Source organism: Rhodococcus sp. IEGM 1351, assembly GCF_030056875.1.
Classification (GTDB): Bacteria; Actinomycetota; Actinomycetes; order Mycobacteriales; family Mycobacteriaceae; genus Rhodococcus_F; species Rhodococcus_F opacus.
In genome coordinates, this window is record NZ_JASHKU010000003.1 from 173,381 (window position 1) to 198,009 (window position 24,629).

General features: G+C 67.2%; 28 protein-coding genes. 11 read left to right on the forward strand and 17 right to left on the reverse strand.

The window, feature by feature from the left end:
* Positions 1-48: 48 nt before the first annotated feature.
* Positions 49-1,359: a CitMHS family transporter gene (locus tag QM806_RS06770; RefSeq protein WP_005574611.1), complete on the reverse strand. Its 1,311-nt coding sequence runs from the start codon at positions 1,357-1,359 to the stop codon at positions 49-51.
* Between the two features lie 123 nt (positions 1,360-1,482).
* On the opposite strand from QM806_RS06770, the gene QM806_RS06775 reads away from it, so the two are divergent.
* The 3 genes from QM806_RS06775 (at position 1,483) to QM806_RS06785 (ending at position 3,240) form a co-directional block, all read left to right on the forward strand.
* The gene (locus tag QM806_RS06775) at positions 1,483-2,403 is read left to right on the forward strand and encodes a LysR family transcriptional regulator (protein ID WP_005258441.1); all 921 of its coding nucleotides are present in this window, start codon (positions 1,483-1,485) and stop codon (positions 2,401-2,403) included.
* Between the two features lie 9 nt (positions 2,404-2,412).
* A complete protein-coding gene (locus QM806_RS06780; RefSeq protein ID WP_182623732.1) occupies positions 2,413-2,778 on the forward strand; it encodes a VOC family protein in 366 nt (121 codons plus the stop codon).
* A gap of 81 nt (positions 2,779-2,859) precedes the next feature.
* Positions 2,860-3,240, forward strand: a complete 381-nt coding sequence (locus QM806_RS06785) for a VOC family protein (RefSeq protein ID WP_283290839.1) — start codon at positions 2,860-2,862, stop codon at positions 3,238-3,240.
* A gap of 43 nt (positions 3,241-3,283) precedes the next feature.
* Here QM806_RS06785 and QM806_RS06790 read toward each other — a convergent pair whose 3' ends face one another.
* The gene (locus QM806_RS06790) at positions 3,284-4,309 is read right to left on the reverse strand and encodes a LacI family DNA-binding transcriptional regulator (protein ID WP_037204354.1); all 1,026 of its coding nucleotides are present in this window, start codon (positions 4,307-4,309) and stop codon (positions 3,284-3,286) included.
* Between the two features lie 140 nt (positions 4,310-4,449).
* Between QM806_RS06790 and QM806_RS06795 the strand changes: the two genes are divergently transcribed.
* Both QM806_RS06795 and QM806_RS06800 read left to right on the forward strand, forming a co-directional pair.
* Entirely contained in the window at positions 4,450-5,505 is a 1,056-nt protein-coding gene (locus tag QM806_RS06795) for a Gfo/Idh/MocA family oxidoreductase (RefSeq protein ID WP_005258433.1), read from the forward strand.
* A 6-nt stretch (positions 5,506-5,511) separates the two neighbouring features.
* A complete protein-coding gene (locus tag QM806_RS06800; RefSeq protein ID WP_169692833.1) occupies positions 5,512-6,294 on the forward strand; it encodes a TIM barrel protein in 783 nt (260 codons plus the stop codon).
* A gap of 28 nt (positions 6,295-6,322) precedes the next feature.
* Here the strand turns inward: QM806_RS06800 and QM806_RS06805 are convergent, their stop codons facing one another.
* A complete protein-coding gene (locus QM806_RS06805; RefSeq protein ID WP_169692834.1) occupies positions 6,323-6,736 on the reverse strand; it encodes a hypothetical protein in 414 nt (137 codons plus the stop codon).
* 195 nt (positions 6,737-6,931) lie between these two features.
* Here QM806_RS06805 and QM806_RS06810 point away from each other — a divergent pair, with 195 nt between their 5' ends.
* From QM806_RS06810 to katG, 4 genes are all read left to right on the forward strand, one after another.
* The gene (locus QM806_RS06810; RefSeq protein WP_005574618.1) at positions 6,932-7,165 is read left to right on the forward strand and encodes a hypothetical protein; all 234 of its coding nucleotides are present in this window, start codon (positions 6,932-6,934) and stop codon (positions 7,163-7,165) included.
* Between the two features lie 35 nt (positions 7,166-7,200).
* Entirely contained in the window at positions 7,201-7,872 is a 672-nt protein-coding gene (locus QM806_RS06815; protein WP_283290841.1) for a hypothetical protein, read from the forward strand.
* 115 nt (positions 7,873-7,987) lie between these two features.
* Complete coding sequence (locus QM806_RS06820; RefSeq protein ID WP_005243590.1) at positions 7,988-8,431, forward strand: Fur family transcriptional regulator; 444 nt, start codon at positions 7,988-7,990, stop codon at positions 8,429-8,431.
* Between the two features lie 36 nt (positions 8,432-8,467).
* Positions 8,468-10,696, forward strand: coding sequence for a catalase/peroxidase HPI (gene katG, locus QM806_RS06825; RefSeq protein WP_265147086.1), 2,229 nt, complete (start codon positions 8,468-8,470; stop codon positions 10,694-10,696).
* A 94-nt stretch (positions 10,697-10,790) separates the two neighbouring features.
* Here katG and QM806_RS06830 read toward each other — a convergent pair whose 3' ends face one another.
* The 3 genes from QM806_RS06830 to QM806_RS06840 form a co-directional block, all read right to left on the reverse strand.
* Positions 10,791-11,135, reverse strand: coding sequence for a hypothetical protein (locus QM806_RS06830; protein ID WP_052023954.1), 345 nt, complete (start codon positions 11,133-11,135; stop codon positions 10,791-10,793).
* A 470-nt stretch (positions 11,136-11,605) separates the two neighbouring features.
* Positions 11,606-11,839: a hypothetical protein gene (locus tag QM806_RS06835; protein ID WP_005258415.1), complete on the reverse strand. Its 234-nt coding sequence runs from the start codon at positions 11,837-11,839 to the stop codon at positions 11,606-11,608.
* Positions 11,840-11,931: 92 nt separating this feature from the next.
* The gene (locus QM806_RS06840) at positions 11,932-12,711 is read right to left on the reverse strand and encodes an acetoin reductase (RefSeq protein ID WP_054248894.1); all 780 of its coding nucleotides are present in this window, start codon (positions 12,709-12,711) and stop codon (positions 11,932-11,934) included.
* A gap of 127 nt (positions 12,712-12,838) precedes the next feature.
* Here QM806_RS06840 and QM806_RS06845 point away from each other — a divergent pair, with 127 nt between their 5' ends.
* On the forward strand, positions 12,839-14,095 hold the full coding sequence (locus QM806_RS06845; protein ID WP_502943837.1) for a GAF domain-containing protein: 1,257 nt from the start codon (positions 12,839-12,841) through the stop codon (positions 14,093-14,095).
* A 16-nt stretch (positions 14,096-14,111) separates the two neighbouring features.
* Here the strand turns inward: QM806_RS06845 and QM806_RS06850 are convergent, their stop codons facing one another.
* The 7 genes from QM806_RS06850 to QM806_RS41340 all read right to left on the reverse strand — a co-directional run bounded on the left by QM806_RS06850 (position 14,112) and on the right by QM806_RS41340 (position 21,217).
* A complete protein-coding gene (locus QM806_RS06850) occupies positions 14,112-14,342 on the reverse strand; it encodes a DUF3263 domain-containing protein (protein ID WP_005258409.1) in 231 nt (76 codons plus the stop codon).
* On the reverse strand, positions 14,339-15,355 hold the full coding sequence (gene lipA / locus QM806_RS06855) for a lipoyl synthase (protein WP_283290848.1): 1,017 nt from the start codon (positions 15,353-15,355) through the stop codon (positions 14,339-14,341). Before lipA ends, QM806_RS06850 begins: the two co-directional genes overlap by 4 nt.
* Positions 15,356-15,423: 68 nt before the next feature.
* Positions 15,424-16,833, reverse strand: a complete 1,410-nt coding sequence (lpdA, locus tag QM806_RS06860; protein WP_120659593.1) for a dihydrolipoyl dehydrogenase — start codon at positions 16,831-16,833, stop codon at positions 15,424-15,426.
* Between the two features lie 9 nt (positions 16,834-16,842).
* Positions 16,843-18,378: a dihydrolipoamide acetyltransferase family protein gene (locus QM806_RS06865; RefSeq protein ID WP_005264257.1), complete on the reverse strand. Its 1,536-nt coding sequence runs from the start codon at positions 18,376-18,378 to the stop codon at positions 16,843-16,845.
* Between the two features lie 2 nt (positions 18,379-18,380).
* Complete coding sequence (locus tag QM806_RS06870; RefSeq protein ID WP_005243580.1) at positions 18,381-19,412, reverse strand: alpha-ketoacid dehydrogenase subunit beta; 1,032 nt, start codon at positions 19,410-19,412, stop codon at positions 18,381-18,383.
* Between the two features lie 14 nt (positions 19,413-19,426).
* The gene (locus QM806_RS06875; RefSeq protein WP_005565109.1) at positions 19,427-20,392 is read right to left on the reverse strand and encodes a thiamine pyrophosphate-dependent dehydrogenase E1 component subunit alpha; all 966 of its coding nucleotides are present in this window, start codon (positions 20,390-20,392) and stop codon (positions 19,427-19,429) included.
* Between the two features lie 669 nt (positions 20,393-21,061).
* A complete protein-coding gene (locus QM806_RS41340) occupies positions 21,062-21,217 on the reverse strand; it encodes a hypothetical protein (protein WP_005264255.1) in 156 nt (51 codons plus the stop codon).
* Between the two features lie 216 nt (positions 21,218-21,433).
* Here QM806_RS41340 and QM806_RS41620 point away from each other — a divergent pair, with 216 nt between their 5' ends.
* Positions 21,434-21,772, forward strand: a complete 339-nt coding sequence (locus QM806_RS41620; protein WP_502943842.1) for an ATP-binding protein — start codon at positions 21,434-21,436, stop codon at positions 21,770-21,772.
* On the opposite strand, the gene QM806_RS06885 is transcribed toward QM806_RS41620, so the two are convergent.
* From QM806_RS06885 to QM806_RS06900, 4 genes are all read right to left on the reverse strand, one after another.
* Positions 21,696-22,142, reverse strand: coding sequence for an SRPBCC family protein (locus QM806_RS06885; RefSeq protein WP_005565113.1), 447 nt, complete (start codon positions 22,140-22,142; stop codon positions 21,696-21,698). The two genes, QM806_RS41620 and QM806_RS06885, sit on opposite strands and share 77 nt — an antisense overlap.
* 164 nt (positions 22,143-22,306) lie before the next feature.
* The gene (locus QM806_RS06890; RefSeq protein WP_005565115.1) at positions 22,307-23,347 is read right to left on the reverse strand and encodes an NAD(P)-dependent alcohol dehydrogenase; all 1,041 of its coding nucleotides are present in this window, start codon (positions 23,345-23,347) and stop codon (positions 22,307-22,309) included.
* Positions 23,348-23,535: 188 nt separating this feature from the next.
* Positions 23,536-23,856 (reverse strand): hypothetical protein, encoded by a 321-nt coding sequence (locus QM806_RS06895; RefSeq protein ID WP_231137833.1) that lies wholly within the window; start codon positions 23,854-23,856, stop codon positions 23,536-23,538.
* Positions 23,857-24,064: 208 nt separating this feature from the next.
* Positions 24,065-24,265: a hypothetical protein gene (locus tag QM806_RS06900; protein ID WP_155772959.1), complete on the reverse strand. Its 201-nt coding sequence runs from the start codon at positions 24,263-24,265 to the stop codon at positions 24,065-24,067.
* Between the last annotated feature and the right edge of the window lie 364 nt (positions 24,266-24,629).

Here is a 24,629-nt window from a genome sequence, read left to right on the forward strand (position 1 = left end):
TGTTCGACGTGTGGTGGGTGGGCCGGCCCGAGGTGGTGTCGCGGACGATTACAGCGAGATGGCACCGGTGAGCAGCGCCATGACGGTCATCACGATCGTGGTTCCGAAGGCCCAGCCGAAGATGAACCGCTGGTGTTTGCCGAGGTCTACCTTGCTCAGTCCGATCAGGATGAACGTCGCGGCGGTCAGCGGGCTGAGCGGGAATCCGGTGGTCATCTGGCCGAGGATGGCGGCGCGGCCGATCTCCGCGGGGTCGCCTCCGAACGATGCGGTGGTTTCCGCGAGCACCGGTACGACGCCGAAGTAGTAGGCGTCCGGGGTGAAGACCAGGCTGAGCGGCATCGACGTGACGGCGGTGATGACGGGGATCAGGGAGCCGGCGGACTGCGGAATCCAGGAGACGAAGGTCTGCGCCATCGCGGTGATCATCCCGGTGCCGTTGAGGATTCCGGTGAGCACGCCTGCCGCGAGGATCATCGCCACCACCATGGTGACGTTGCCGCCGTGCTTCGCGAACAGGGCCTGCTGGTCGTCCCACTTCGGGCGGTTGACGGCGAGCGCGAGTGCGAATGCGATGGCGAATGCCACCTCCAGCGGCACGAGCTGGAACAGCAGGATCACGATCAGAACGAGGGTGAGCACGGTATTGAACGCCATCACCGCCCGTTGGCGACCGGTGCGCACCGGCGCGTCGGACACGTGCGGCGTGCCGGGACCACCGCCGCCGGGAGATATCAGTTCGGTGACGCCGAGCCGTTTACGTTCCACGCGGCCGATCATGTAGGCGGCGAACAGGACCCACAGGACCCCGGCCCCCATCGCGGGCAGGACCGGCGTGAAGATGTCGGCGCTGGTCAGGTCGAGCGCGGCCATGGCGCGGACGGTCGGGCCGCCCCACGGAATCATGTTCATCAGTCCCGCGGCAAGGCAGACGATGCCGGTAAGGACGACCGGGCGCATCCCGAGCTTCTGGTAGATGGGTAGCAACGCCGAGATGGTGATCAGGAAGGTCGAGGTTCCGTCGCCGTCGAGCGCGACGAGCAGGGTCAGCACCGCGGTTCCGACGGCGATCTTGGTGGGATTGCCGCCTGCCCACCGGACGATCCGGCGGATCGCCGGGTCGAACAGTCCCACGTCGACCATCAGACTGAAATACAGGACAGCGAAGGCGATCATGATGGCGACGGGCGCGACCTTCAGCAGACCGTCGCCCACCATCTCCCCGAGGTCGGGTGCCCATCCGCCCACGATCGCGAACGCGACGGGAACGAGGATCAGTGCGACCAGCACCGAGACCCGGCGGCTGAACGCCAGCGCCAGGAAACAAGCGATCGTGGCGAACCCGAGCGCGGCAACCATGTGACCTCCTTCGAAATGGAGTCTCAGTGTCGCGCGCCTCACAATTGCGCGTCAAATATCAATGAATGATCGATTCATGAGTTCAAGTCATGAATATCCAGCGCATGAATACCGGCCATACTGATGCGCATGAGCATCAATCTCGGGATTTCTCACCTGAGGAGCATCGTCGCCATCGCCGACTACGCGAGCTTCACCTCGGCGGCCCACGCACTCGACGTATCTCAGTCCTCGCTGAGCCGCTCGGTCGCCGAGGCCGAGCGCCGACTCGACGTCACGCTGTTCGAACGCACCACGCGCCGCGTCGAGCTGACCACGCACGGGCACGAGATCATCGAGCACGCCCGGCGGATGCTCCACGACTTCGACGACGGGCTCACACAGATCGAACGATTCGTCACCGGTGACCGCGGAATCGTGACGGTGGCATGCCTGCCCTCGCTCGCGGCCACGTTCCTTCCCCCGTACGTGGTGAGCTTCCGCGAGCAGCATCCCGACGTGCGCCTCCAGATCCGGGACGGACTGCGGCAGGAGGTCCTCGACGCCGTGTACTCGGGCACGGTCGACCTCGCCCTGGTCACCACCTCGGGGATTCTGCCCGGCCTGCAACAGGACGTTCTGACGAGCGACTCCTTCTATTGCGCCGTCGCGCCGACACATCCGTTCGCCGATCGGCCGGTACTCCGGTGGTCGGATCTCGCCGGACAGCCGTTCATCGCGTTCGGACCCGAGAGCAGCATCGCGGCGCCCGTCCGCCGGGCCGTCGAGGACGCCCGCATCGAACTCGGACCCGTCATGCAGGCGCAGAACATCGGCGCGGTAGCGGGATTGGCGGCGGCCGGGCTCGGTGTCACCGCGGTGCCCGAACTCGTGCTTCCCATGATCTCGTTCGCCGGTCTCGTCCACATACCGCTGCAGCCGACGGTCGAACGCACCATTTCACTCGTCCAGGTCGCCGGCCGACCCCAGACGGCGAGCACCCGCGGTTTCGTGAACATGCTTCTCGCCGACCGAACTCCTGATCGAGGAGCCGATTCCGGCTAGAGTTCCGGCATGTCACGTTCTGCCGCAGATCATCATCGACTGAACTACGTGGAGTTGTCGGTCACGGACCTCGCGGACGCGGAAGCGTTCTACCGCTCGGCATTCGGCTGGGAGTTCAACTCCTACGGCCCGCAGTACGCGGGCATCGTCGGTGCGGACGGAGAGGAGGTCGGCGGCCTGCTGCAGGTGCCGGAACGGAAGCCGGCAGGCGGGCCGCTGGTGCTGCTGTACTCGGTGGATCTCGACGCGTCGGTGGATGCGGTGTGGGCGGCCGGCGGCACCGTCGTCAACGGCCCGTACGACTTTCCCGGCGGGCGCCGCTTCCACTTCACCGATCCGAGTGGCAACGAACTCGGTGTCTGGTCGTCGGCCTAGTATCCGGCAGATCTCTGTCGTGTCTCGAAGTCGGTTTCCCTACCGCATGGCCGACGGCCGTGCTGAGAGCAGGTGTCGCTAATGGCATGTCGTATCAGTGAGCTCGTGCTCGGCTGCCGCGACCCTGAGGTGCTGGCGCGGTTCTGGTGCGAGGTCCTCGACCTCGTCGTGCTCGATCGCGAGGACGACGGCTCGGTGGAGATCGGACCGCGTGAAGGGTTCGGCGGTCCGCAGCCGACGATCATCCTCAGCCGCAGGGATGAGCCGGAGAAGGGGAAATCCCGGCTGCACATCGACGTCAACGCCACCGACCGCGATCAGGACGCCGAGCTCGACCGCCTTCTGAAGCTCGGTGCGCGCCCGGCCGACATCGGCCAGACAGGGCAGGAGCAGTGGCACGTCCTGGCCGACCCCGAAGGCAATGAGTTCTGCCTGCTCAGGGCCCGCTTGGGCCCACTCTGATGCTCATCGGTCGCAATCTCGACACATTCGCAGGCTCCTGACCTCAGTCGTGGTGTGCGACAGGGCCGGTGGTCGCGCGGCGAACGAGGTGCGGCGCGAGCACGAGGTCGACCGCCTTGTCGCCGGCGATCTGAGCCAGCGCTCCGTCGACGGCGGCTTCGGCCATGTGTGTGGCGTCCTGCGAGATCGTCGTCATCTGCACGTGCGGAATCCGCGCCAGGCGGGAGTCGTCGTAGCCCACGACGGAGATGTCCGCGGGCACGTCCCGGCCGCGGCGGACCAGTAGGTCGAGCACGCCGGTGGCGCATCGGTCGTTGAAGGCGACGACGGCGGTCGGGGGAGTGGGCAGTTCCAGAAGTTTGTGCATGCCTTCTGCGCCTTCGGTTTCCGTCGTGCCGCCCGCCACGACCGTTGCCGAAGCCGACAGTCCGTGCCGGTGCATCGCGGCCAGGAAACCGGCCCGCCGGTCGGCACCGCCGGGCGCGTCGGCGCCGTCGATGTGGGCGATGTTCCGGTGCCCGAGTTCGGTGAGATGGTCGACGGCCAGGGTGATTCCGGCGACGTCGTCGCCCCGCACGGCACCGACTCCGGGCAGGCCGCTTGCGCGCGCCACGACGAGGGTGGGCACGCGATCGGCCAGGGCGCCGAGCGCATCGGTGTCGAACCGGGTGCCGAGGAGGATCGCGGCCTCGCAGCGCTCCCGCATGAGCGCCTGGACGGCGACCTTCTCGGCACGGCTCGGGGCGACCGCGCTGAGCATCACGTCGTATCCCCGGCGGGTGGCCGCGGCGTAGATCTGTTCGACGAGGTCGCCGTGGAACGGCTGCTGCAGTTCGAAGACGACGCCGAGCAGCCGGGAACTGGCCTGGCGTAACTTTTGTGCGCGCCGATCCGGCACGTAGCCCATCTCGTCGGCGATGTCGAGCACGCGCCTGCGAGTGGCCTCGCTGGCGCCGGGAACGCCGCGCATCACGATCGAGACGAGCGCTGTGGAGACTCCTGCTGCGCGCGCGACGTCGCCCATTGTCGGACGAGCGCCACCGGTCGATCCCGCCACCGGTTCGACCACGTGCACGGCTCCTGTCTTCCGGGCCCCGTGCCGTTTCGCTCGAAGCTGCTCTTGACCAATGATCGCACGAGTTCTACGGTCTAGAACTAGAACGTACTAGTTCGCCTCGACCTCCCCTTCCACTGCACTGGAGCGCACCCATGTCACTCACCGAAGCCGCAACCGTCCACTCGACGGCGCCCGCTTCCCACCCGGTACGCATCGCGTTGATCGGTGCCGGGCGCATCGGCTCGAATCACGCGGAGATCGTGGCCCGTCTGGTTCCCGGGGCGTCGCTCGTCGCGGTCAGCGACCCGGTCGGCGAGTCCGCGCAGCGTCTCGCCACGGCGTTGGGGGCGCCGCTCGCCACCACGACCGTCGACGACGTCCTCACCAGCGACGAGGTCGATGCGGTGCTGATCACCGCCCCCGCGCGGAGTCATACGGACCTGGTCGTCGCGGCCGCGGCCGCCGGCAAGCACGTGTTCGTCGAGAAGCCGATGGCAGTGACCCTCGCCGACGCCGACCGCGCCATCGCGGCGGCCGCCGACGCCGGCATCGTCCTGCAGGTCGGGTTCAATCGCCGATTCGCTCCCGGATTCGCCGCCGCGCGCGCCGCGATCGACGCGCAGAAGGTCGGAACCCCGCAGTTGCTACGTTCGCTGACCCGCGATCCCGGGCCGTACACCGCTGATCCGGCACGCGTTCCGCAGTGGACGATCTTCCTCGAAACGCTCATTCACGACTTCGATACGCTCTGCTTCCTCAACCCCGGCGCACGCCCTGTGCGGGTGCACGCGGTCGCCGACGCCCTGGTGCGACCGGACGCCAAGGGCGCGGGCCACCTCGACACCGCAGTGGTGACCGTCCAATTCGACAACGGTGCCATCGCCACGGCGGAGGCGAGCTTCAGCGCGCTGTACGGATACGACGTGCGCGGCGAGGTATTCGGCTCCGGCGGCATGGTCACCGCTGGCAGTGGGCTCAGCACCGACATGACCTATTACGGCCCCGACGGGCTGCACGCCGACACCGCGCGCCGCGACACCGACCTCCTGCACTCCGCGTACGTGGGGGAACTGACCGCCTTCGTCGACGCGATCCGCACCCACACACCGGCCGTCGTCACAGGCCAGGACGCCCGCACCGCGCTGTCGATCGCACTCGCCGCCATCCGCAGCGTCGAGACCGGCTCCGCCGTCGACCTGGACGGGTGACACCCGATGGCCACGTACACGCTCGCCGCCAGCGCCGAAATGCTCTACCTCGACCTGCCGTTCCTGGACCGCGTGCACCGCATCGCCGAACGCGGACTCCAGGTCGAGATCTGGGACTGGTCCACCAAGGACATCGACGCTCTCGCCGCTGTCGGCGCCGAATTCTCCTCGATGACGGGCTATCTGGAGGGCAACCTCACCGAACCCGACGGCATCGAGGCCCTGCTCACCACGGCGCAGCAGTCCCTCGACGTCGCGAAACGGCTCGACTGCCCGCGGTTGAACCTGCACGGAACCGGACTCGACAACCGGGGCCTGCCCGTCTGGCCGGTCGAAACGGTCACGCCCGCAATGTGGCTCACCGCCGCCGACACTCTGCGGAAGGTCGCCGAACTCGGTGAACAGGCGGGGCGGGTGTTCACGCTCGAGAACCTCAACCTCGCCGTCGATCATCCCGGTACCCCGTTCGCGACCGCGGCCGACACTCTCGCTCTCGTCCAGGCGGTCGACAGCCCGCACCTACGCATGAATCTCGATCTCTATCACGCCCAGATCGGCGAGGGGAACCTCATCGAACTCGTCCGAAAGGCGCTGCCCTACATAGGGGAGATCCAGGTCGCCGACGTCCCCGGACGCTGCGAACCCGGAACCGGCGAAATCCACTACCCGGCTGTCGCCGCCGCCCTCCGCGACATCGGCTACACCGGCGTCGTGGGACTCGAAGGGTGGGCGAAGAACGATCCGGACGACGCGCTCGACGCGTTCGAGGCGGCCTTCGCGCACCCTTAGCGAAATCCCGAGGCCAGCTGTCCGTCTGTCACGCGGGGGTCGTCGTCGGCGTTCGCGCGCCGATCGGTCGCTGCTCGATCCCGTGGCCGGACAGGCGTCCGGTGTGGTGGGCCTCGATCATCCGCTGCTCCGCGCGCTGAGACCCGCGCAACGGCAGGGAAGACGCGGCCGCGGTGTCGAGGAGCGCGCGCAACGCCGGTTGCTCGGCGGCCAGCGCTTTCCACGTCGAATTCACAGGAGTGCCGTCCTCGACCGCCTGGTCGAGGCGGGCCGCGAGGTGATTGCTCCACCGGTGCTGAAGTGAGAGCAGGATGTTGTCGGCCGAGCCGAAAAGCTCTATCGCGCCGGGCACTTCGTCGAACCGCAACGCCAGTGCGGGGTCGGCGTGCGCCCGCGCCAGTATCTCTTCCAGCACCGCCCGGCGTGCACGGAACCGTTCCACGACATCTCGGCCACCTCCGTAGTTCCGTTGATGACGGCAACGCTACGGATTCGCGGCAGCGGTTTCGCCGTGCCACGGTCGCGTTCTCGTCTCCTACCGTGGGCGGAGGGTGTCTCCGCTCCGGAGAGGACGCGCTGCGGGTGGGTCTTCGCCTACGCTGGTCGTGTGCAGGTGACGGCATTTTTTCGTCGACGCGTGGCGGAGAGTGAGTACGACTACCCGCTCGCTGTGCCGGTGTTCGCGCATATCGCCGTCGTTGCCATCGCCGGTGCGGCTGTCGCGCAACGCGACGGCTTCGTGCCGCCGGGGTGGGTCCTGCTGTGTGGCCTGGTCGCCGCGGTGACCCCCGTTGCGGGAGACATGATCAGACCGGGGGTGGTGCTTCCGCGTCCGTTCCTGGCCGTCGTCGTCATCGCCGGGGAGCGGTAGCCGGTGGTGACGCGTGGCTCGTTCCGGGATCGACGGTGTACGTCCGGGTCGGCGAGAACGGGCACGGCGGCGGGTCGGACGCTCTGACGCAGGTCGAGGGCGGCGGGGGCAGCGGCGGCACCACCGACTGGCGCCGCAACACCACTCCGCCGAGCGTCAACGGCGCTGACGGGGGAGGTCTTTCGGCCGTCGTCCTCGATACCGGAAGGTCGAGCATGCTGGTTCCGCATCGAATCGAACTGCCGCTGGTCATCGCGGCCGGAGGAGGCGGCGGCGCGTCGACCGCGAGCGGGATGGTGTCGCCCGGCGGCGATGCGGGAGCGCCGGGAGGCGGTGCGCGCGGCGGGGCGACACCGTCGGGCTACGGCTCGTTCGCGCAGGGCGGCGGACAGGGAGTGTTCGGATCCGACGGGTCGAGCCCGGCGGGGCTTGCCGGTGGTCCCGGATACGGCGGCAGCGCAGGAAGTTCCGGGGCGACGCTTCCGGCGGCCGTCGGTGACGGGATCGGGGCCGGGGGTGGAGGTGGGGCCGGCTGGTACGGCGGTGGTGGGGGCGCCGCCGGGGGACGCATCGGTGGCACCGGCGAGGCGGACGAGCCACCGGGCGGCGGCGGGGGCGGACTCTCCCTCGTGCCGTCGGGCGGCACGATCGGACTGTCGTCGCCGGATTCGGTGCCCACGGTCGTCGTCACCTTCGAGCTTCCCTGAAGGGTTTGCCGGAGCAGCGGTCGGCCACCGGGCCATATATGCGTGATTCGAAGTCACGGCAAAATGTTTCCGCAAAGTCTTGGCTGAGTCCAGAAAAGTAAGTCATAGTGGGTGGGTGCCGTCGATGCCGGATTACGCAGCGCTGCTGCGCGGGGCTGAGCTTCGCGTGACCCGCCCGCGGGTCGCGGTGTTGGAGGCCGTGCACGCGCGTCCACATGCCGATACGGAGACGATTTTCGGAGCGGTGCGCACCGTTCTGGAAGGGGTGTCCCGGCAGGCCGTGTACGACGTGCTGCACGCAGTGACCGCTGTGGGATTGGTGCGGCGGATTCAGCCGCCCGGCTCCGTTGCTCGGTACGAGTCGCGGGTCGGAGACAATCACCACCACGTCATCTGCCGGTCGTGTGGGGTCATTGCGGACGTCGACTGTGCCGTCGGCGAGGCGCCCTGCCTGACCGCGTCCGACGACAACGGTTTCCTCGTCGAGGAGGCCGAGGTCATCTACTGGGGTCTGTGCCCCGACTGCTCGACATCACAGACTTCTCGATCGAACCCATGACCACAGCCCAATTTGGTCTCTCCCGGAAGGAATGTTGTGTCCGATAGCTGCCCGGTCGCTCATGAGGGAAACACTCAGAGCACCAGTGAAAGTGAAAACCCCGTAATCCCGTCTCCCACTCCGGCGGCGAACCGCCCGAGGACGAACCGCGACTGGTGGCCGAACCAGCCGGAGCTGTCGGTGCTGCACGCCCACACGTCGAAGTCGAACCCGATGGGCGCGGACTTCGACTACGCCGAAGAGTTCGCCAAGCTCGACGTCGAGGCACTCAAGCGTGACGTCATCGATCTCATGACGACCTCGCAGGACTGGTGGCCCGCCGACTACGGCCACTACGGCGGCCTCTTCATCCGGATGAGCTGGCACGCCGCCGGCACCTACCGCATCGCGGACGGTCGCGGCGGTGGCGGTCAGGGCGCCCAGCGTTTCGCCCCCCTCAACAGCTGGCCCGACAACGCGAGCCTCGACAAGGCTCGCCGGCTGCTCTGGCCGGTGAAGCAGAAGTACGGCAAGCAGATCTCGTGGGCGGACCTCCTCGTCTTCGCCGGAAACTGTGCCCTGGAGTCGATGGGGTTCAAGACCTTCGGGTTCGGATTCGGCCGCGAGGACATCTGGGAGCCCGAGGAGATGTACTGGGGTCCCGAGGACACCTGGCTGGGCGACGAGCGCTACAGCGGCGATCGCGAACTCTCGGGTCCGCTCGGGGCCGTGCAGATGGGTCTCATCTACGTGAACCCGGAGGGCCCCAATGGCCAGCCGGATCCGCTGGCAGCCGCCCGCGACATCCGGGAGACGTTCGGCCGCATGGCGATGAACGACGTGGAGACCGCCGCGCTGATCGCAGGCGGCCACACCTTCGGCAAGACCCACGGCGCAGGCGACGCCGACCTGGTCGGTCCGGAACCGGAAGGCGCCCCGATCGAGCAGCAGGGCCTGGGCTGGAAGAGTGCTTACGGCACCGGCGTGGGCAAGGACGCGATCACCAGTGGTCTCGAGGTCGTGTGGACCCCCACACCGACGAAGTGGGACAACAGCTTCCTCGAAGTCCTGTACGGCTACGAGTGGGAGCTGACCAAGAGTCCCGCGGGTGCCTGGCAGTGGACCGCCAAGGACGGCGCGGGCGCGGGCACGATCCCTGACCCGTTCGATTCGTCGGCGGGGCGTGCCCCCACGATGCTGACCACGGACCTCTCCCTGCGCGTCGACCCGGCCTACGAGAAGATCACCCGGCGTTGGCTCGATCACCCGGAGGAGTTCGCCGAGGAGTTCGCCAAGGCGTGGTACAAGCTGCTGCACCGCGACATGGGGCCCGTCACGCGCTACCTCGGCCCGTGGGTTCCGGAGGCGCAGCTGTGGCAGGACCCGGTCCCCGCAGTCGATCACCAGCTGATCGGTGACAGCGAGATCGCCGCGCTCAAGGGCAAGATCCTCGACTCGGGTCTGTCCATCTCCCAGCTCGTGTCGACCGCCTGGGCGTCGGCAGCCACCCACCGCAGCACCGACATGCGCGGCGGCGCCAACGGGGCGCGAATCCGGCTTGCGCCGCAGAAGGATTGGGAGATCAACAACCCCACCGAGCTGGCCACGGTCCTGCAGACCCTCGAACAGATCCAGCAGGACTTCAACTCGTCGCAGTCCGGCGGGGTGAAGGTCTCGCTCGCGGATCTGATCGTGCTGGCCGGCGCCGCGGCGGTCGAGAAGGCGGCGAAGAACGCCGGCCACGACATCACGGTCCCGTTCACGCCGGGTCGTACCGACGCCACACAGGAGCAGACCGATGTGGAGTCGTTCGCCGTACTCGAGCCGAGGGCCGACGGGTTCCGCAACTACCTCCGAGAGGGGGAGAAGTTGCCTGCCGAGGCACTTCTGGTCGACCGGGCCTACATGTTGAACCTGACCGCTCCGGAAATGACGGTTCTCGTCGGCGGCCTGCGTGCACTGAACGCCAACTTCGGTCAGACGAAGCACGGCGTCTTCACCGACCGGCCCGAGGCGTTGACGAACGACTTCTTCGTCAACCTCCTCGACATGGGTACGCAGTGGAAGGGCTCGGCCTCGGCGGAGAACGTCTACGAAGGCACCGACCGTGTCACGGGTGACGCCAAGTGGACCGCCACCGCCGTCGATCTCGTCTTCGGTTCGAACTCGCAACTGCGCGCTCTCGCCGAGGTGTATGCCACCGACGACGCGCAGCAGAAGTTCGTGCAGGACTTCGTATCTGCCTGGAACAAGGTGATGAACCTCGACCGGTTCGACCTCGACTGATCATGGTTGATCGGCCTCGGCCGATCAACCGTCATCTGGCCCGGCACCCGCGAGTTGATCCTCGCCGGGTGTCGGGCCAGATTTGTGGCGTATGTCAGAGGTGTGGGAGCGCCGCGGTGAGAAAGACTGTGCCGGCGGCGATTCCGAAAGCGCCGGTGAGAATGCCCAGCAGTGCTTCCAGAGACTTGGGCTCGCTTCCTTCGACGGCAGGGTGTCGGTTGGCGGCGATGCCGGCAGCGATGGCGCAGACGCCGAGAACGATGCCGAATCCGAACATCCAGAACATCACTATCGACAGTGCTCCCAGCATGACCGAGATGTCGCTCCAGTGTTCGCCCTGCAGGTGCTGTGGTCTGGCGAGCCGGGGGAGTCGTGCCGGGGAGCTGTCGGGATTGTGTCGCGACGATCCGTTGTGGACTTCCAGCAAAGATCGGGTCATCGGCCGAGCCTCGGCGAGTCGATCGGAACGCAGCACCGCAACACACCTCCCGTGATCGTCAAAATGGCCCGCCACCTCGGCGAGCGCATCCACCACTGTGCAGCAGAAATTTAGCACTCGGCGGCTGTGAGTGCCAGTTTCGATGGTGCTCGCCGAAACCTGGACGGTCGCTATCGAATGGTTACTGCGTCGGAGAGCTGGTCGTTCGGACGCGGCGGTGCTAAATTCCGGATGCACAGTGGGCCGCGCCCGCCGCCGTGACGGGCGCGCAGGAATTCGGGAGGTGCAGTGCTGTGCGTCGAGAAGAAGGCGGATCATCGAATCAGAGTGCGCAACGTCGCGTTACGGAACTGCGCGAGGACGAGCCCATCCGGTGGCCGGATCCCAGTCCGCTCAGCAGTTGGTGGGATCGGGTTGTCTGGGGTGCGCGGGGGTCGACGACATGACGAGCCCGTCGTCCGACGCAGGGTTCAGGTGGTCGACAGCCTCTCGGCGTTTCGCACTGCGGTCTCGAGGTGCCTGTCCGCAGTGCTCAGGTCGAGCCGGGCATCGCTGAGGCTGTCGATCACCTGTTCCTTCGAAGCGCCGTCGGTGGTGCGGTCGAGTGTGTCGAACGCGTCGGTCAACTCCTTGATGCGGTTTTCGAGTGCTTGCAGATCGAACCGCAACCGAGCGGTGCGCTCCACCAGGTCGTCGACGTCCACGGCTGCCCCTTTCATCCCCGGACGCGCTGTCGCATCACCCTACGTCCGTCTACCCGCGAATCCGGGCGTGAAACCCCGCTGCGAGTGGTGGCCTATCGGTACACCAGGCCGCCGTCGATCAGTCCCGCCTGCCCGGTCATGTAGTCGGAATCCGGCCCGGCAAGATACGAGACGTACGCGGCGACGTCCTCGGGTGTCTGCGCGCGTCCGAGGGCGATGCCGCCGACGAACTTCTCGAACGTGGCGCCCTTCGGTGCGCCGGTGAGGGTCGAGAACCGCTCGTCGATGGTGACCCACATGTCGGTGCCGACGACGCCGGGGCAGTAGGCGTTGACGGTGATGCCGTCGGACGCGTACTCCTTCGCCGCGGCCTGGGTGAGTCCGCGGACCGCGAACTTGGTCGACGAATACACGCCGAGCATCGGGAATCCCTCGTGGCCGGCGATCGACGACGCGTTGATGATCTTTCCACCATGCCCCCGTGCTCGAAACTTGGCTGCCCCGACTTGGATTCCCCACAGCACGCCTTCGACGTTCACGGCGAGGATGCGCGAGACCTCCTCCGGTGTGACGTCGGCGATCGGGTTGACCTGGGCGATTCCCGCGTTGTTGACGATGATGTCGAATCCGCCCAGTTCGCGCTCGGTCCGGTCGACGGCGGACTGCACCTGATCGCGGTCCGTCACGTCGGCGACCAGTGAGATCGCCTTCGCGCCCGCGGCCCGGACCTCGTCGGCCACCGCATCGACCCGGTCGCCGTTGACGTCGACGAGCGAGATGTCGGCGCCGTCCGACGCCAATCGCAACGCGATCGCGCGTCCGATGCCCTGGCCCGCGCCGGTGATCAACGCGACTTTGCCCTTGATGCTCATCCCTAGCTCCTGTCCATTGTGACGGTCCTCACAGGAGAGCCAAGCGTCACGAGGGCGGGGATTCAAGGGTTGCACTCGGTTGCACTGTGGTCCCGACCGCTGTCGATTGCGTTCGCCCCCAATCGAAATGGTTGGAGCCTGGCTCTGGTCGAGCACTCACATCCCCGGTAGGCTCGGCCGGGTGAGTACTACCGGTTCGGTTCGGCACCGCCTTCCCGCCGTCGGCTCGGGCGTCGATCTGCCCCGGCACGCGAGGTTGTTGAGTCAAGTGCACGATGCCGTGCTGTCGGGACGGCAACCGCCCGCGCAGCCGCGCGACGTGGTCGGCCGATCGTGGTCGCGGTTACAAGCGGACGGGGTCAGCCCCGACCGCTGCGAGGACGTGGTGCTCGCCGACTATGCCGAGGTCGAGGCCCGGCGGACGCGAACTGCCCTGCGATCGGTCCTTCCCGAGCTTCGCGACACGTTGACCCAGGTGGCGGAAGACGCGAACTTCATCGTGGTGATCGCGGACGCCGACGGGGTGGTGCTGTGGCGCGAAGGGTCACGCGGCGTGCGAAAGGCCGCCGACGCGCTTTGGTTCATGGAGGGCGCCCGGTGGTCCGAGAGGTCGGTGGGCACGAACTCCATCGGAACAGCGTTGGTGGAAGATGCTCCCGTGCAGCTGTTCTCGGCGGAGCACTACGCACGGTCGCACTGCGGGTGGTCGTGTACCGGGTCTCCGGTGCACGATCCGCGCAGCGGCGAGGTGCTCGGCGTCGTCGACATCAGTGGCTCGGCGATGTCGGTTCATCCGACGACGGTGGCACTGGTGCAGACGGCGGTCCGGTTGGCCGAGGCCACACTGTGGCAGGAACACACGATCACTCTCGGGAAGCTCCGCGGTTATGCGGCACCGGCGCTCGGGGCGACCGCCGGTCCGGCGCTCGTGGTCGACCGGCACGGCTGGGTCGCCGACGCCCGCGGGCTCACCGTTCCCGACCGGGTGTCACCGCCGTGCCCGGGCACGCCACTGCTCGTGCCCGGGTTGGGGCTGTGCATGCCGGAACCGCTCGGTGACGGCTGGCTGGTGCGACGCGGAGGCAGGCCGACGGCCATCGCAGTGGAACTCGACCTCGGTGACACCCCGCGAGCCACGGTGCGAGGCGACACCAGCTGGACCCGAGCGCTCTCACCCCGCCACGCGCAGATCCTGCGACTGTTGACCGAAACAGGTTCCGCTGGAATCGATGCCGCGTCACTGAGTGTGGCGCTGTTCGGTGACCGCGACCACGTGGTGGCCGTTCGCGCCGAGCTCTCCCGTCTCCGGAAGAGTCTCGGCCCCGTTCTGTCCACCCATCCGTATCGGTTCGTGGACGGTGTCGACGTGCACGTCGTCGGGTGACGAACCTTCCCGGTGTCTAATTCCTCGCCGATCGCACGGCGACGAACCGGCCCAGGTCGGCGCGCAGTTGCGGGTCGAGGCACTGACCGGCCGGTCCGGCGAGGATCTTGCGGAGCCGGGCCACATAGCACGCGGGTGTCATACCGAATTCGACGAGGAGATCACCGGTGGTGCCACCGCCGTACGGCAGCCAGCGACGGGCGAATTCGATGACCTGTGCGTCTTCGATGACGGAATCGTTGATCAAGGGCTGACACTCCTGTCGGGTCGGACGGCTGCGAGGTGAGTGAGAGGGTCCGCGAGTTCGCGGCCGTGGTGGGCCATCGCCTGTGCGTAGAGGCGGCCGGCGCGGTAGGAGGAGCGGACGAGGGGTCCGGCCATGACGCCGGCGAAGCCGATTTCCTCGGCGGTGGTGGAGTGCTCGACGAATTCCTCGGGCTTGACCCACCGTTCGACGGGGTGGTGGCGGGGGGAGGGGCGCAGGTACTGGGTGATGGTGATGATGTCGCAGCCGGCGTCGTGCAGGTCGTGCAACGCCTGGGTGACCTCGTCGGGGGTTTCGCCCATGCCGAGGATGAGGTTGGACTTGGTGACGAGGTTGTCTTCGCGGGCGGCGGTGATCACGTCGAGGCTGCGCTGGTAGCGGAACGCGGGTCGGATCCGTTTGAAGATGCGGGGGACGGTTTCGACGTTGTGGGCGAGCACCTCGGGGCGGGTGGAGAACACCTCGGCGAGCTGGTCGGGCTTGGCGCCAAAGTCGGGGATGAGCAGTTCGACGCCGGTGCCGGGGCCCAGCTGGTGGATCAGGCGGACGGTTTCGGCGTAGAGCCAGGCGCCGCCGTCGGGGAGGTCGTCGCGGGCGACGCCGGTGATGGTGGAGTAGCGCAGTCCCATCGCCTGGACGGACTCGGCGACGCGGCGGGGTTCGTCGCGGTCGAGGTCGTCGGGCTTGCCGGTGTCGATCTGGCAGAAGTCGCAGCGGCGGGTGCATTGCTGCCCGCCGATGAGGAAGGTCGCTTCGCGGTCTTCCCAGCATTCGTAGATGTTGGGGCAGCCGGCTTCTTCGCAGACGGTGTGCAAACCCTCACGTTTGACGAGGCTTTTGAGCTCGGAGTATTCCGGGCCCATCTTCGCTCTCGTCTTGATCCAGTTCGGTTTGCGTTCGATCGGAGTCTCCGCATTCCGGATCTCGAGGCGGAGCAGCTTGCGGCCGGGCGGGGCCTGCGTGGCGTCGGACGATGGTCTCGGTGTGGCAGTCACGTGTCGATTCCTGGGGGTAATTCCGCCGAACCGTGGTGCCGGAGGGTGACCACGGTTCGGCGGGATTGCTACATGTTGATCGGGCGACCCAGCGCGGCCAGGACAGATTCGTGCATGGCCTCGGACAGCGTGGGGTGCGCGAAGATCACTTCCGCGAGATCGTCACCGGTGGCCTCCAGGGATCGGGCGATGCCGAAGCCCTGGATCTGCTCGGTGACATCGGGACCGACCATGTGGGCGCCCAGTAGTTCCCCGCTGTCGGCGTCGAAGATGGTCTTGACGAACCCGTCCGCTTCACCGATGGCGAGCGCCTTGCCGGAGGCCTGCAGATCGAACTGCCCGATCTGCAGGGAACGACCGGTCGCCCGCGCCTGGTCCTCGGTGAGGCCGAGGCTGGCGACCTGGGGCCGGGCGTACGTGCATCCGGGGACATAGTCCTTGTCCAGCGGTGTCACGTGCGGGTCACCCGCCAGCTTGTCGACACACAGCACACCTTCGTGGCCGGCCTTGTGAGCGAGGCACGGGGCGCCGGCGACGTCGCCGATGGCATAGACCCCGAATGCGGTCGTGCGGCACCACTGGTCGGTGGTGACGAAGCCGCGGTCGACCTCGACGCCGAGGTCCTCGAGTCCCAAATCCTCGACGTTGCCCTGGATGCCGGCTGCGACGAGAACCCGCTCCACGACACGCTGCTCGAGGGTTCCGTCCGCCGATCTCACCGTCACAGCGACGGAGTCCGCGCCGACCGTGAGTTCGGATACCGAGGCACCGGTGTGGATCTCGATCCCGCGCTTCTCGAACTGCCGGCGCACGTGGCCGGCCACCGCGGCGTCCTCGACGGGCATGATCTGCGGTGCCAGCTCTACGAGCGTGACCTCGCTGCCCAGATCGTGGTAGAGGCTGGCGAACTCGACGCCGATGGCACCGGACCCGATGACCAGCAACGACTTCGGAAGGTCCTGGGGAACCAGTGCGTCGAAGTAGGTCCAGACCCGATCGCCGTCCGGTGTCACCCCGGGCACCGACCGCGGGCGCGCACCCGTGGCCAGGATGATGTGGTCGGCCCGGTACTCGGTGAGCGGCGACGCCGAGTCCGCGCTCTCCCGGACCCCCACGACGCCCTTTCCGGTCAGGCGTGCGGTGCCGGTGATCATGTCGATACCGTTCTTCTTCATCAGATATCCGATGCCGTCGGACAACCGACCCGACACCCCACGGCTGAATTCGACCAGTTGTGCCATATCGAATTCCACACCACTGGTGGAGAATCCGAGCGGACGCAGATTTGCCAGCGTATGCGCCACGTCGGCGCCGTGAAGGAGTGCCTTGGTGGGGATGCAACCCCAGTTGAGGCAGATACCGCCGAGGCGGTCCCGTTCGATCACCGCGGTGCGGAGTCCGTGCTGAGCGGCGCGGATAGCGGCGACGTAGCCGCCGGGGCCGCTTCCGATTACCAGGACGTCGTATTTGTCAGTCATGGATACTCCCTAGACCAGCATCAATGCGGGTGACTCGACGAAGCGCCGCAGTTCCTGCAGGAACGTGGCGCCGAGGGCGCCGTCAATTACCCGGTGGTCGCAGGACAAGGTGACGGTGAGCACCGTGCGAGGCACGACCTGACCGTCGACGACGACGGGACGGTGCTGTCCGGCTCCGACGGCGAGGATGGCGCCCTGTGGTGGGTTGATGATCGCGTCGAATTCGCGCACCCCGAACATCCCGAGGTTCGAGATGGTGAACGTGCCGCCCTGGAACTCCGCAGGCGTCAGCTTGCCGGTCTTGGCCTTCGTCACCAGTGCGTGGACCTCACCGGAGATCTCGGCGAGGCTCTTGCTCTCCGCCCCGCGAACGATGGGCGTGATCAGACCCGACGGCAGGGCGACGGCCACCGAGATGTCGGCGGTGGAGAATCTCAGCACCGACTGTGCTGCTTCGTCGAACTGGACGTTGACATCGGGGACCTTGCGCAGCGCCGCCGCGCAGGCCTTGACGACGAAGTCGTTGACCGACAGCTTGACCGAGGGCACGGTCGCGTTGATCTCCTTGCGGAGCGCGAGGAGATTGTCGATCTCGAGGTCCACGGTGAGCCGGAAGTGCGGGGCGTTGCGCTTCGATTCCTGCAGACGCTGACCGATCGCCTTGCGCATCGAGTTGAACGGGATCGTCTCGAACTCGGGTGCCGTGTGCTGCGAGGTGTCCGCGCCGCCCGTGGACGCCGCCACCGGATCGGGAACGAGCCGGAACGTCCGTTCGGCTTCCCGGACATCTGCCTCGCAGACGCGTCCCCGCGAACCGGTGGCCCGGCAATCGTGCAGATTGATGCCGAGGGATTTCGCCAGTCGACGCGCCACCGGCGTCGCATCGATTCCGCTGTCGTCCTCGGAGGTGCGTCCGGGCACACCCGATCGGGTCGGAGACGGTGCCTCCGCGACGGTTCCACCTGCCGAGCGAATCGCGTCGTGGACATCCGCGACGGAGATCCGGCCTTCGCGACCGGTCCCGGCCACACGGCCCAGGTCGATCGACAATTCGTCTGCCAGTCGGCGGGAGTGTGGTGTCGCGAACACGTCACCCTTCGTCTGTCCCCGTAGCGAATCCGGGACGGCGGTTGTGCCGGGAGTCCTCGCCGACTCCTGTGCCGCCGGCGCCGACGGGGTGGGTGTCACGCGCGGTTCCGCGGGGGTGGGTTGTCCGCCCGGCGACCGCTCGGGCTCGGATGCGGGGACGGAATCCGCTCCGATGCCGGTCAGGAATTCCTCGATCTCGGCGTCGGAAACGGCCGCGTCAGCCGACACGGCCAGAACCGCACCCACCGGCAACGTGGCACCCGGCCTGGCGACGATGCGACGAAGCGCTCCGTCGAACGGCGCCTCCAACTCGTTGGTGATCTTGCTGGTCTCGATCTCGCAGATCAGATCGCCCTTCGAGAAGGGGGTTCCTTCGTCGATCAACCACTCGGTGACGGTGCCCTCGTCCATGGACAGGCCCCATTTGGGAACTTCGATCAGTTTGATGTCACTCATGGTCAGGCGGTCACCACCTTGCGTACCGCGGCCTCGATGCGTGCCGCGTTGGGAAGCCATGCCTGTTCGAGCACGGGGGAGAACGGCACCGGGGTGTGCGGTGGGGTGACCAGTTCGATCGGTGCCTTCAGCGAACCGAACGCCTTGGTGGCGATCAGCGCTGCGACGTCGTGGCCGAATCCGCATCGTGCCGCGGACTCGTCGACGATCACCACCCGCCCGGTGGACGCGACGGATTCGAGGATGCCCTCCTCGTCGAGGGGTGAGACGGTCCGCGGGTCGACCACTTCGACGGAGATGCCCTCGGTGGCAAGTTTGTCGGCGGCCGTGTTGGCGGCATTCACCATGGCCGAGAGCGCGATGATCGTGACGTCCGTGCCTTCCCGGGTGTAGTTGGCTACGCCGAACGGGATGGTGTACGGCTCGTCGGGCACCTCGCCCTTGAGGTCGTACAGCGTCTTGTGCTCGCAGAACACCACCGGGTCGTCATCGCGAATGGATTGGATGAGAAGGCCTTTGGCGTCGTACGCGTTGGACGGGGCCACCACCTTGAGGCCGGGCACCGCGGCGAACACGTTGTACGGGGACTGCGAATGCTGCGCAGCCGCCGAGAATCCGGCGCCGATCATGCCGCGCACCACGAGTGGGGTGCGGGCCTTCCCGCCGAACATGTAGCGGAATTTCGCGGCCTGGTTGTACAGGGCGTCGTAGCAGACCCCGAAGAAGTCCATGAACATCAGTTCGGCGACCGGACGGAGCCCGGTCAACGCCGCGCCGGCCGCCATGCCGATGATCGCGGACTCGGTGATCGGGGTGTCGATGACCCGGTCGGAACCGAATTCGGTCCACAAGCCCTTGGTCACACCCAGCACACCACCGAACGCCTCGAGCTTCCCGGACTCGAGTTCCGGATTGGTCCCCGCCTGACCACCACGCAGATCCTCACCGATCTGCACTACCGTCGCATCGCGTTCCATCTCCTGGGCGAGCGCGGCCTTGATTGCTTCGCGGTACGTCGTCTTCGACGTTGTCATCTCTGTTCTCACTCTCAGTACGACACGTAGACGTCGGTCAGAAGGTTCTCCAACGGCGGGTATTCGGCTTGCCGCGCCTTCGCGACGGCGTCGTCCACGCGGGCTCGTGCGTCGGAATCGATCGCGTCGAGTTCCTTCGCCGACACCTTCCTGCTGTCCGGGTGGTTGCGGAAATTCAGCAGCGGGTCTTTCGTCTTGCGCAGTTCCGCGACCTGATCCGCGGTGCGGTACAGCTGCGCGTCACCTTCGAAGTGCCCGTGCCAGCGGTACGCGATCGCCTCGATCGAGGTGGGCCCGCCTCCCATCCGGGCACGCTCGACGGCCTCACGGGTCGCCTCGTACACGGCGAAGAAGTCGGTTCCGTCGACGGTGACGGCGGGCATGCCGAAGGATGCCGCGCGGGAGGCGATGCTGGGTGCGCCGACGGCGTAGTCCCGTCCGGTGGCCTCGCCGAATCCGTTGTTCTCGGTGACGAAGATGATGGGAAGGTCGAGTACGACAGCCATGTTCATGGCCTCGAAGACCGTTCCCTGGTTGGAGCCACCGTCGCCGGTGAACGAGGCCGCGACGCCGCCGTTTCGCAGTGTCTTCGCGCTGAGCGCCGCACCGATGGCCAGGGAGGGTGCCCCGCCGACGATGGCGTTCGCGCCCAGCATGCCCACGGACAGGTCGGCGATGTGCATGGAACCGCCCTTGCCGTGGCAGAGGCCGTCGTCCTTGCCGAAGATCTCCGCCATCATCCCGTGGAGGTCGCACCCCTTGGCGATGCAGTGCCCGTGCCCGCGGTGGGTGGACCCGATGTAATCGGTGTCCTGCAGGTTCTCGCACACGCCGACGGCAATGGCTTCCTGCCCGGAGTACAGGTGAATGAAGCCCGGGATGTCGCCGGTGGCGTTCTCTTCGTGGAGACGGTCTTCGAACGCGCGGATCTCGGACATCCTCCGATACGCGCTCAGTAGCGAGTTCTTGTTCAGCGCCATTGCACTCCCTTGGTTTCTCCGTTGTCGCCGGCTACGTCGGGGCCCGCCTCCGATCGCGCTGCGGCGTCGGAACGGTTGGTGCCTCGTGTAACCCGGGTCATGAATGTAGGGAGATATGACGTGCGCAATAAACGTTGCAGCCGATTGCAATGGTTCGATCGAGGGATGTGAAACAACGACGCGGTCGAGGGTCATCGAAAGCTCGTCAGTGACAACATTCCTGACGTGATCACCGCCAACGGCGACAGACCCCACTGGCACCGCCTGGTCGACAGACTCGGACTACCTGACGGCGCTCCACACCAAGGTCGTGGAGGAAGCGAGGGAACTCCGGGAAGCGTCACCGGAGGAGCGGGTGTTCGAGCTCGCCGATCTTCTCGAGGTGACCACCTCTTCCGTTTAGAGAAGTGGATCTGGGAGACGGTCTCGATAGCGCAGACCCCGACCCCGATCAGCCAGCAGGCCCGAATCGACCCGGTCGGCCACGGTACACCTAAGGGGGCGTAGATGATTCGCCGCCTGACTCGATAGAATTCTGAGTTGGAGGCCGGTCCAAGATTCCTGGTGGAACGTGAGGCTATGCCGCGTGCCGCGGGGAAAGCCGTTGTGCCCGTGTCGGTGAACCCATCTTGCGGTAGGAACCTCTTGTGTTTGCGGTGATCGGCCCGGTCAGCGCCAGAGGGGGCGTGCCGCTTTCAGCGCCGCCTGCCACTGACCGTTCAGGTGTTCGGCCTGCTCGTCGCCGATCTGCAGTTCCTGTTGGTAGAGGATGCCGAGTCCGAAGCTCGACTCCGCGGTGTGATCGTGCGCGTGGATGACGACCACGTCATCCAACGACTGTTCGCGCACGGACTGGACTTTACCGATGTCCGCACCGCCATCTTCGACCTGCACGGCGGGGAGGACGACGGGTTCGCGCTGCGCCCGGCATTGACCGCGATCGTCACCGAACAAACCGGTGAGAGCGGATTGCGCACCTCGGTGCGCCTGACCGGACCGCTGAGCGTGGTCACCAGCCCACTGGCCGACCATGCCGAAGCAGTGCTGCGGGAAGCACTGAGCAACGTCGTCCACCACGCCCACGCCCACCACGTCGATGTCACCGTCTCCGTCGGCGACGACCTCACCATCTGCGTCACCGACGACGGCCGGCATCGCCCCGGCCGTCACGCGCAGCGGCCCGCACAACCTCACTGCCCGCGCCGAACAGGCAGGCGGCACCTGCACCCACACCACCCGCACCACCGGCGGAACCCGCCTGACCTGGACCGCACCCCTGCCCGACGTGTCAGGGGCGGGCTAATCAGACGGTGTCGGTCCCGGCTTCGAGGACGCGCTTCAGGCCCGTCCAGATGGCGCGTTCCTGCCGCCGACCGATGAATCCGACGACGGGTCCGGCGAGGCGCGCGAGGCCCGGCACCGTGATCTCCCACTCCCATTGAAGCCGGGTGCCGCCCGCAACGGGTTCGCATCGCACCTGTCCGGTAACGACCGCACCCTTCATGACGCTGCGGGACGCCAGCAGGTGAGGGCGGTCGAACCCGGTGTACTCGACGATCACCGCGAGTGGTTTGCCTCGGCGAAGAATGGTTGCGTGGAACCGTGTCCCCACCCCGATCGGCCCGTCGGTGATCTTGATCGAGTCGGTCATGGCTGGGTTGTAGCGCACCTCGTTGCGCTGATCGGCCACGAAGTCGAAAACCTCCTCGACCGGTCGAGCGATGTCGAGGCTGCCGCGGACCCGGACCATCGCCGGTCAGACCGCGGGGACGAGTCGGACCAACACTGCTTCGCCTCCACGGTGAGCTCGGCGGCGCGCACGAGGAGGGTGTGCCTGCCGACCCCGACCCACCGGAACAGGAGAAGTGAGCAGGCCCACCACTGCGGGCCTTCCGGTGTCGCACTCCGACATATTCACGGCACGATGACCGCACGTCCGCGTAACGTTCCGGCCAGCAGCCGCCGGTACGCCTCCACCCCGTCGTCGAGGTCGAACCGCTCCACCGCAATATCGAGCACACCCTGACGAGCCAGTTCGACGAGTTCGATCAACTCGTGCCGGGCACCCCAATAGGGAACGGCGACATTGGTCTCGTAGGCGCCGCGGAAGAATCCGACCTGGGCAGCCGCCTGCCCGTCACCCAAGCCGACGATCGCGACGTCGGAACCGACCCCGGCGACGGCCATCGACAGATCCAATGTCGGCTGCATCCCCACGAAATCCAGTACCAGCGCCGCCCCGGCCGGTCCGGTGAACCTGCGCACCCCCTCTGCGGCGCCGGCATCGCTGCGCAGCACCTCGTGCGCACCCACTGACCGGGCCAGCTCGAGTTTGTCCTCGCTGACATCGAGGGCGATCACCCGTGCCGGCGACAGATGCCGCAGAAGTTGGATGGCGACGTGGCCGAGACCGCCGGCCCCGATGACCACGGCGCTGGAGCCGGCCCGCAGCTTGCCCAGCGATCGTGTGATCGCGTGATACGGGGTGAGTCCGGCGTCGGTCAACGGAACCGTTGTCACCGGGTCGAGTTCTCCGATCGGGACGAGATGCCGCGGCGAATCGACGATCATGTACTCGGCGATCGCCCCGGGGGCACCGAGCCCGGGCGGGACGATACCGAGATCCGCGGCCCGGGAACAGTAGTTCTCCATGCCCTGCGCGCAGTGCCAGCATTGCCCGCACCCCCAGGGCCCGTAGACCAGGGCATTGACTCCGAGCAGACCGTCGTCCACACCGGCCCCGACCGCGGCGACGCGGCCGGCGCCTTCGTGCCCGAGGGTCAGCGGCAGACCGAACGTGTACTGCTCACGCGGCAGCCCCATCAGGAATGCATCGGAGTGACAGACCCCGGCAGCGGTGACCTGAAGCAGCACCTGCCCGGGCCCCGGCTCGGGAGTGGGGATGTCGACGAGCTCGGGCTCACGGCCGATGGTTCGATACTGGATCGCCCTCATGCATGCTCCTCCGGTCGCGTGAATCGACGTGTTCCCTCCGAGCATGCGCGCCTGAAACACGTCCGGGCAGCACAACGGCAGAAGACGAGGACGCTCCGGTGACTTCTGTTGTCGTGTGCGAGGCACCTATTCCTCACCGACCCGGACTGTCTGCATCTCGATTGTGATGTGGGCCAGCGTGTCTCGTGTCAGCGACGCTGATAGGTCAGTGACCAGGATTGCTGTCCGCGGCCAACCTCATGCCAACCATCATCCTCGATGGTGCGGCGCAGCTCCGCCAGGGACGCCGTCATCCCCGGCGCCCACGCTTCCTGCGGCGGGACGGTGCCCCACGTGCGGGGAACCGGGAAGGTGGAACTGACATACCGAGGCCGGCCGTCGACGACACCGACGAACCGCATGTACGCGTTCCCCGATTGCGAGGCCAGGGTCGCCAACAGCGCAGCCCACCAGTGCCGCGCCCCGACCTCTTCCAGCTCGACCCGCAGCATCTTCGGTTCTGCCGCCATGCGGCCCATTGTGACTTCCTCACTCATGCACACACAGGACAATCGGACCGGCCGCCGGGTCCCCGGTGGCGCTGCCGCCCGTTCACTCGACTGCGCGCGATGTATGCGCACGTCGACACCCCGGTGTGAGCCGGGAGGAAGGGTGCGGACGAGCACCGCACCCGGCGCACTTCGGCCGCTGTCTCGGCGGGCTTTTCGACCGGCGGTGTCAGATCAGTATCGAGGCAACGGCGACGGCGAGGAGGACGAGGAGTCCGGCGGCCGCGGCGATGAGCGCGGACCCGGTGACCATTGCGGTGGGCACGGTCGCCGCCGTCGCGGCACCGAACGCGAATCGCGGTGCCATGTAACCCGGTAACGCGGGACTGTCGTCGAGTCGGGCGGGTCGCAGAGAAGACGGCGAGAACATCGGTTCCCTCTTCCCTCCGTGGCGCTGCAGGCTGCAGCCTATCCGGGGCTGTGTCCAGTCTTTCGCTGGTCCCGGTGCGCGCGTAGAGGACAACGTCACCAACACGCCCCGTCGAACCCTTCGGTCCGTGTCCGGCGTCGCCGCAGCCAGGAAGGCGACTCGGCTTCGTCGTCGGTGACGTCGAGGGTGAGGACATCGTCGACCGTGACGGTGAGGGTGATCGTGCCCGTTCGGGCGTGGGCGTGAGGACGTGGCCGAGCGCTTCCCGCAGAACGGCTTCGGTGTGGTCGGCGAGGGGACCGGCGATCACGGTCAGCGGCTCAACCAGACTCGGCCGCTGCTGCTGCCCGCCCGCACCGGCCCT

Excerpts from the sequence above, each read along its gene's own strand:
- QM806_RS06885 (WP_005565113.1), bottom strand. The coding sequence starts at position 22,142 with ATGGTCCGGGTCCGCGGCAGCCTCGACATCGCTCGACCGGTCGAGGAG.
- QM806_RS06785 (WP_283290839.1), top strand. The coding sequence starts at position 2,860 with ATGGCATGTCGTATCAGTGAGCTCGTGCTCGGCTGCCGCGACCCTGAG.
- QM806_RS06845 (WP_502943837.1), top strand. The coding sequence starts at position 12,839 with ATGGTTGGAGCCTGGCTCTGGTCGAGCACTCACATCCCCGGTAGGCTC.
- QM806_RS06800 (WP_169692833.1), top strand. The coding sequence starts at position 5,512 with ATGGCCACGTACACGCTCGCCGCCAGCGCCGAAATGCTCTACCTCGAC.
- QM806_RS06770 (WP_005574611.1), bottom strand. The coding sequence starts at position 1,359 with ATGGTTGCCGCGCTCGGGTTCGCCACGATCGCTTGTTTCCTGGCGCTG.
- QM806_RS06865 (WP_005264257.1), bottom strand. The coding sequence starts at position 18,378 with ATGAGTGACATCAAACTGATCGAAGTTCCCAAATGGGGCCTGTCCATG.
- QM806_RS06900 (WP_155772959.1), bottom strand. The coding sequence starts at position 24,265 with ATGTTCTCGCCGTCTTCTCTGCGACCCGCCCGACTCGACGACAGTCCC.
- QM806_RS06795 (WP_005258433.1), top strand. The coding sequence starts at position 4,450 with ATGTCACTCACCGAAGCCGCAACCGTCCACTCGACGGCGCCCGCTTCC.
- QM806_RS06830 (WP_052023954.1), bottom strand. The coding sequence starts at position 11,135 with ATGACCCGATCTTTGCTGGAAGTCCACAACGGATCGTCGCGACACAAT.
- QM806_RS06875 (WP_005565109.1), bottom strand. The coding sequence starts at position 20,392 with ATGGCGCTGAACAAGAACTCGCTACTGAGCGCGTATCGGAGGATGTCC.
- QM806_RS06870 (WP_005243580.1), bottom strand. The coding sequence starts at position 19,412 with ATGACAACGTCGAAGACGACGTACCGCGAAGCAATCAAGGCCGCGCTC.
- QM806_RS06890 (WP_005565115.1), bottom strand. The coding sequence starts at position 23,347 with ATGAGGGCGATCCAGTATCGAACCATCGGCCGTGAGCCCGAGCTCGTC.
- QM806_RS06840 (WP_054248894.1), bottom strand. The coding sequence starts at position 12,711 with ATGAGCATCAAGGGCAAAGTCGCGTTGATCACCGGCGCGGGCCAGGGC.
- QM806_RS06775 (WP_005258441.1), top strand. The coding sequence starts at position 1,483 with ATGCGCATGAGCATCAATCTCGGGATTTCTCACCTGAGGAGCATCGTC.
- QM806_RS06895 (WP_231137833.1), bottom strand. The coding sequence starts at position 23,856 with ATGGCGGCAGAACCGAAGATGCTGCGGGTCGAGCTGGAAGAGGTCGGG.
- lpdA (WP_120659593.1), bottom strand. The coding sequence starts at position 16,833 with ATGACTGACAAATACGACGTCCTGGTAATCGGAAGCGGCCCCGGCGGC.
- QM806_RS06780 (WP_182623732.1), top strand. The coding sequence starts at position 2,413 with ATGTCACGTTCTGCCGCAGATCATCATCGACTGAACTACGTGGAGTTG.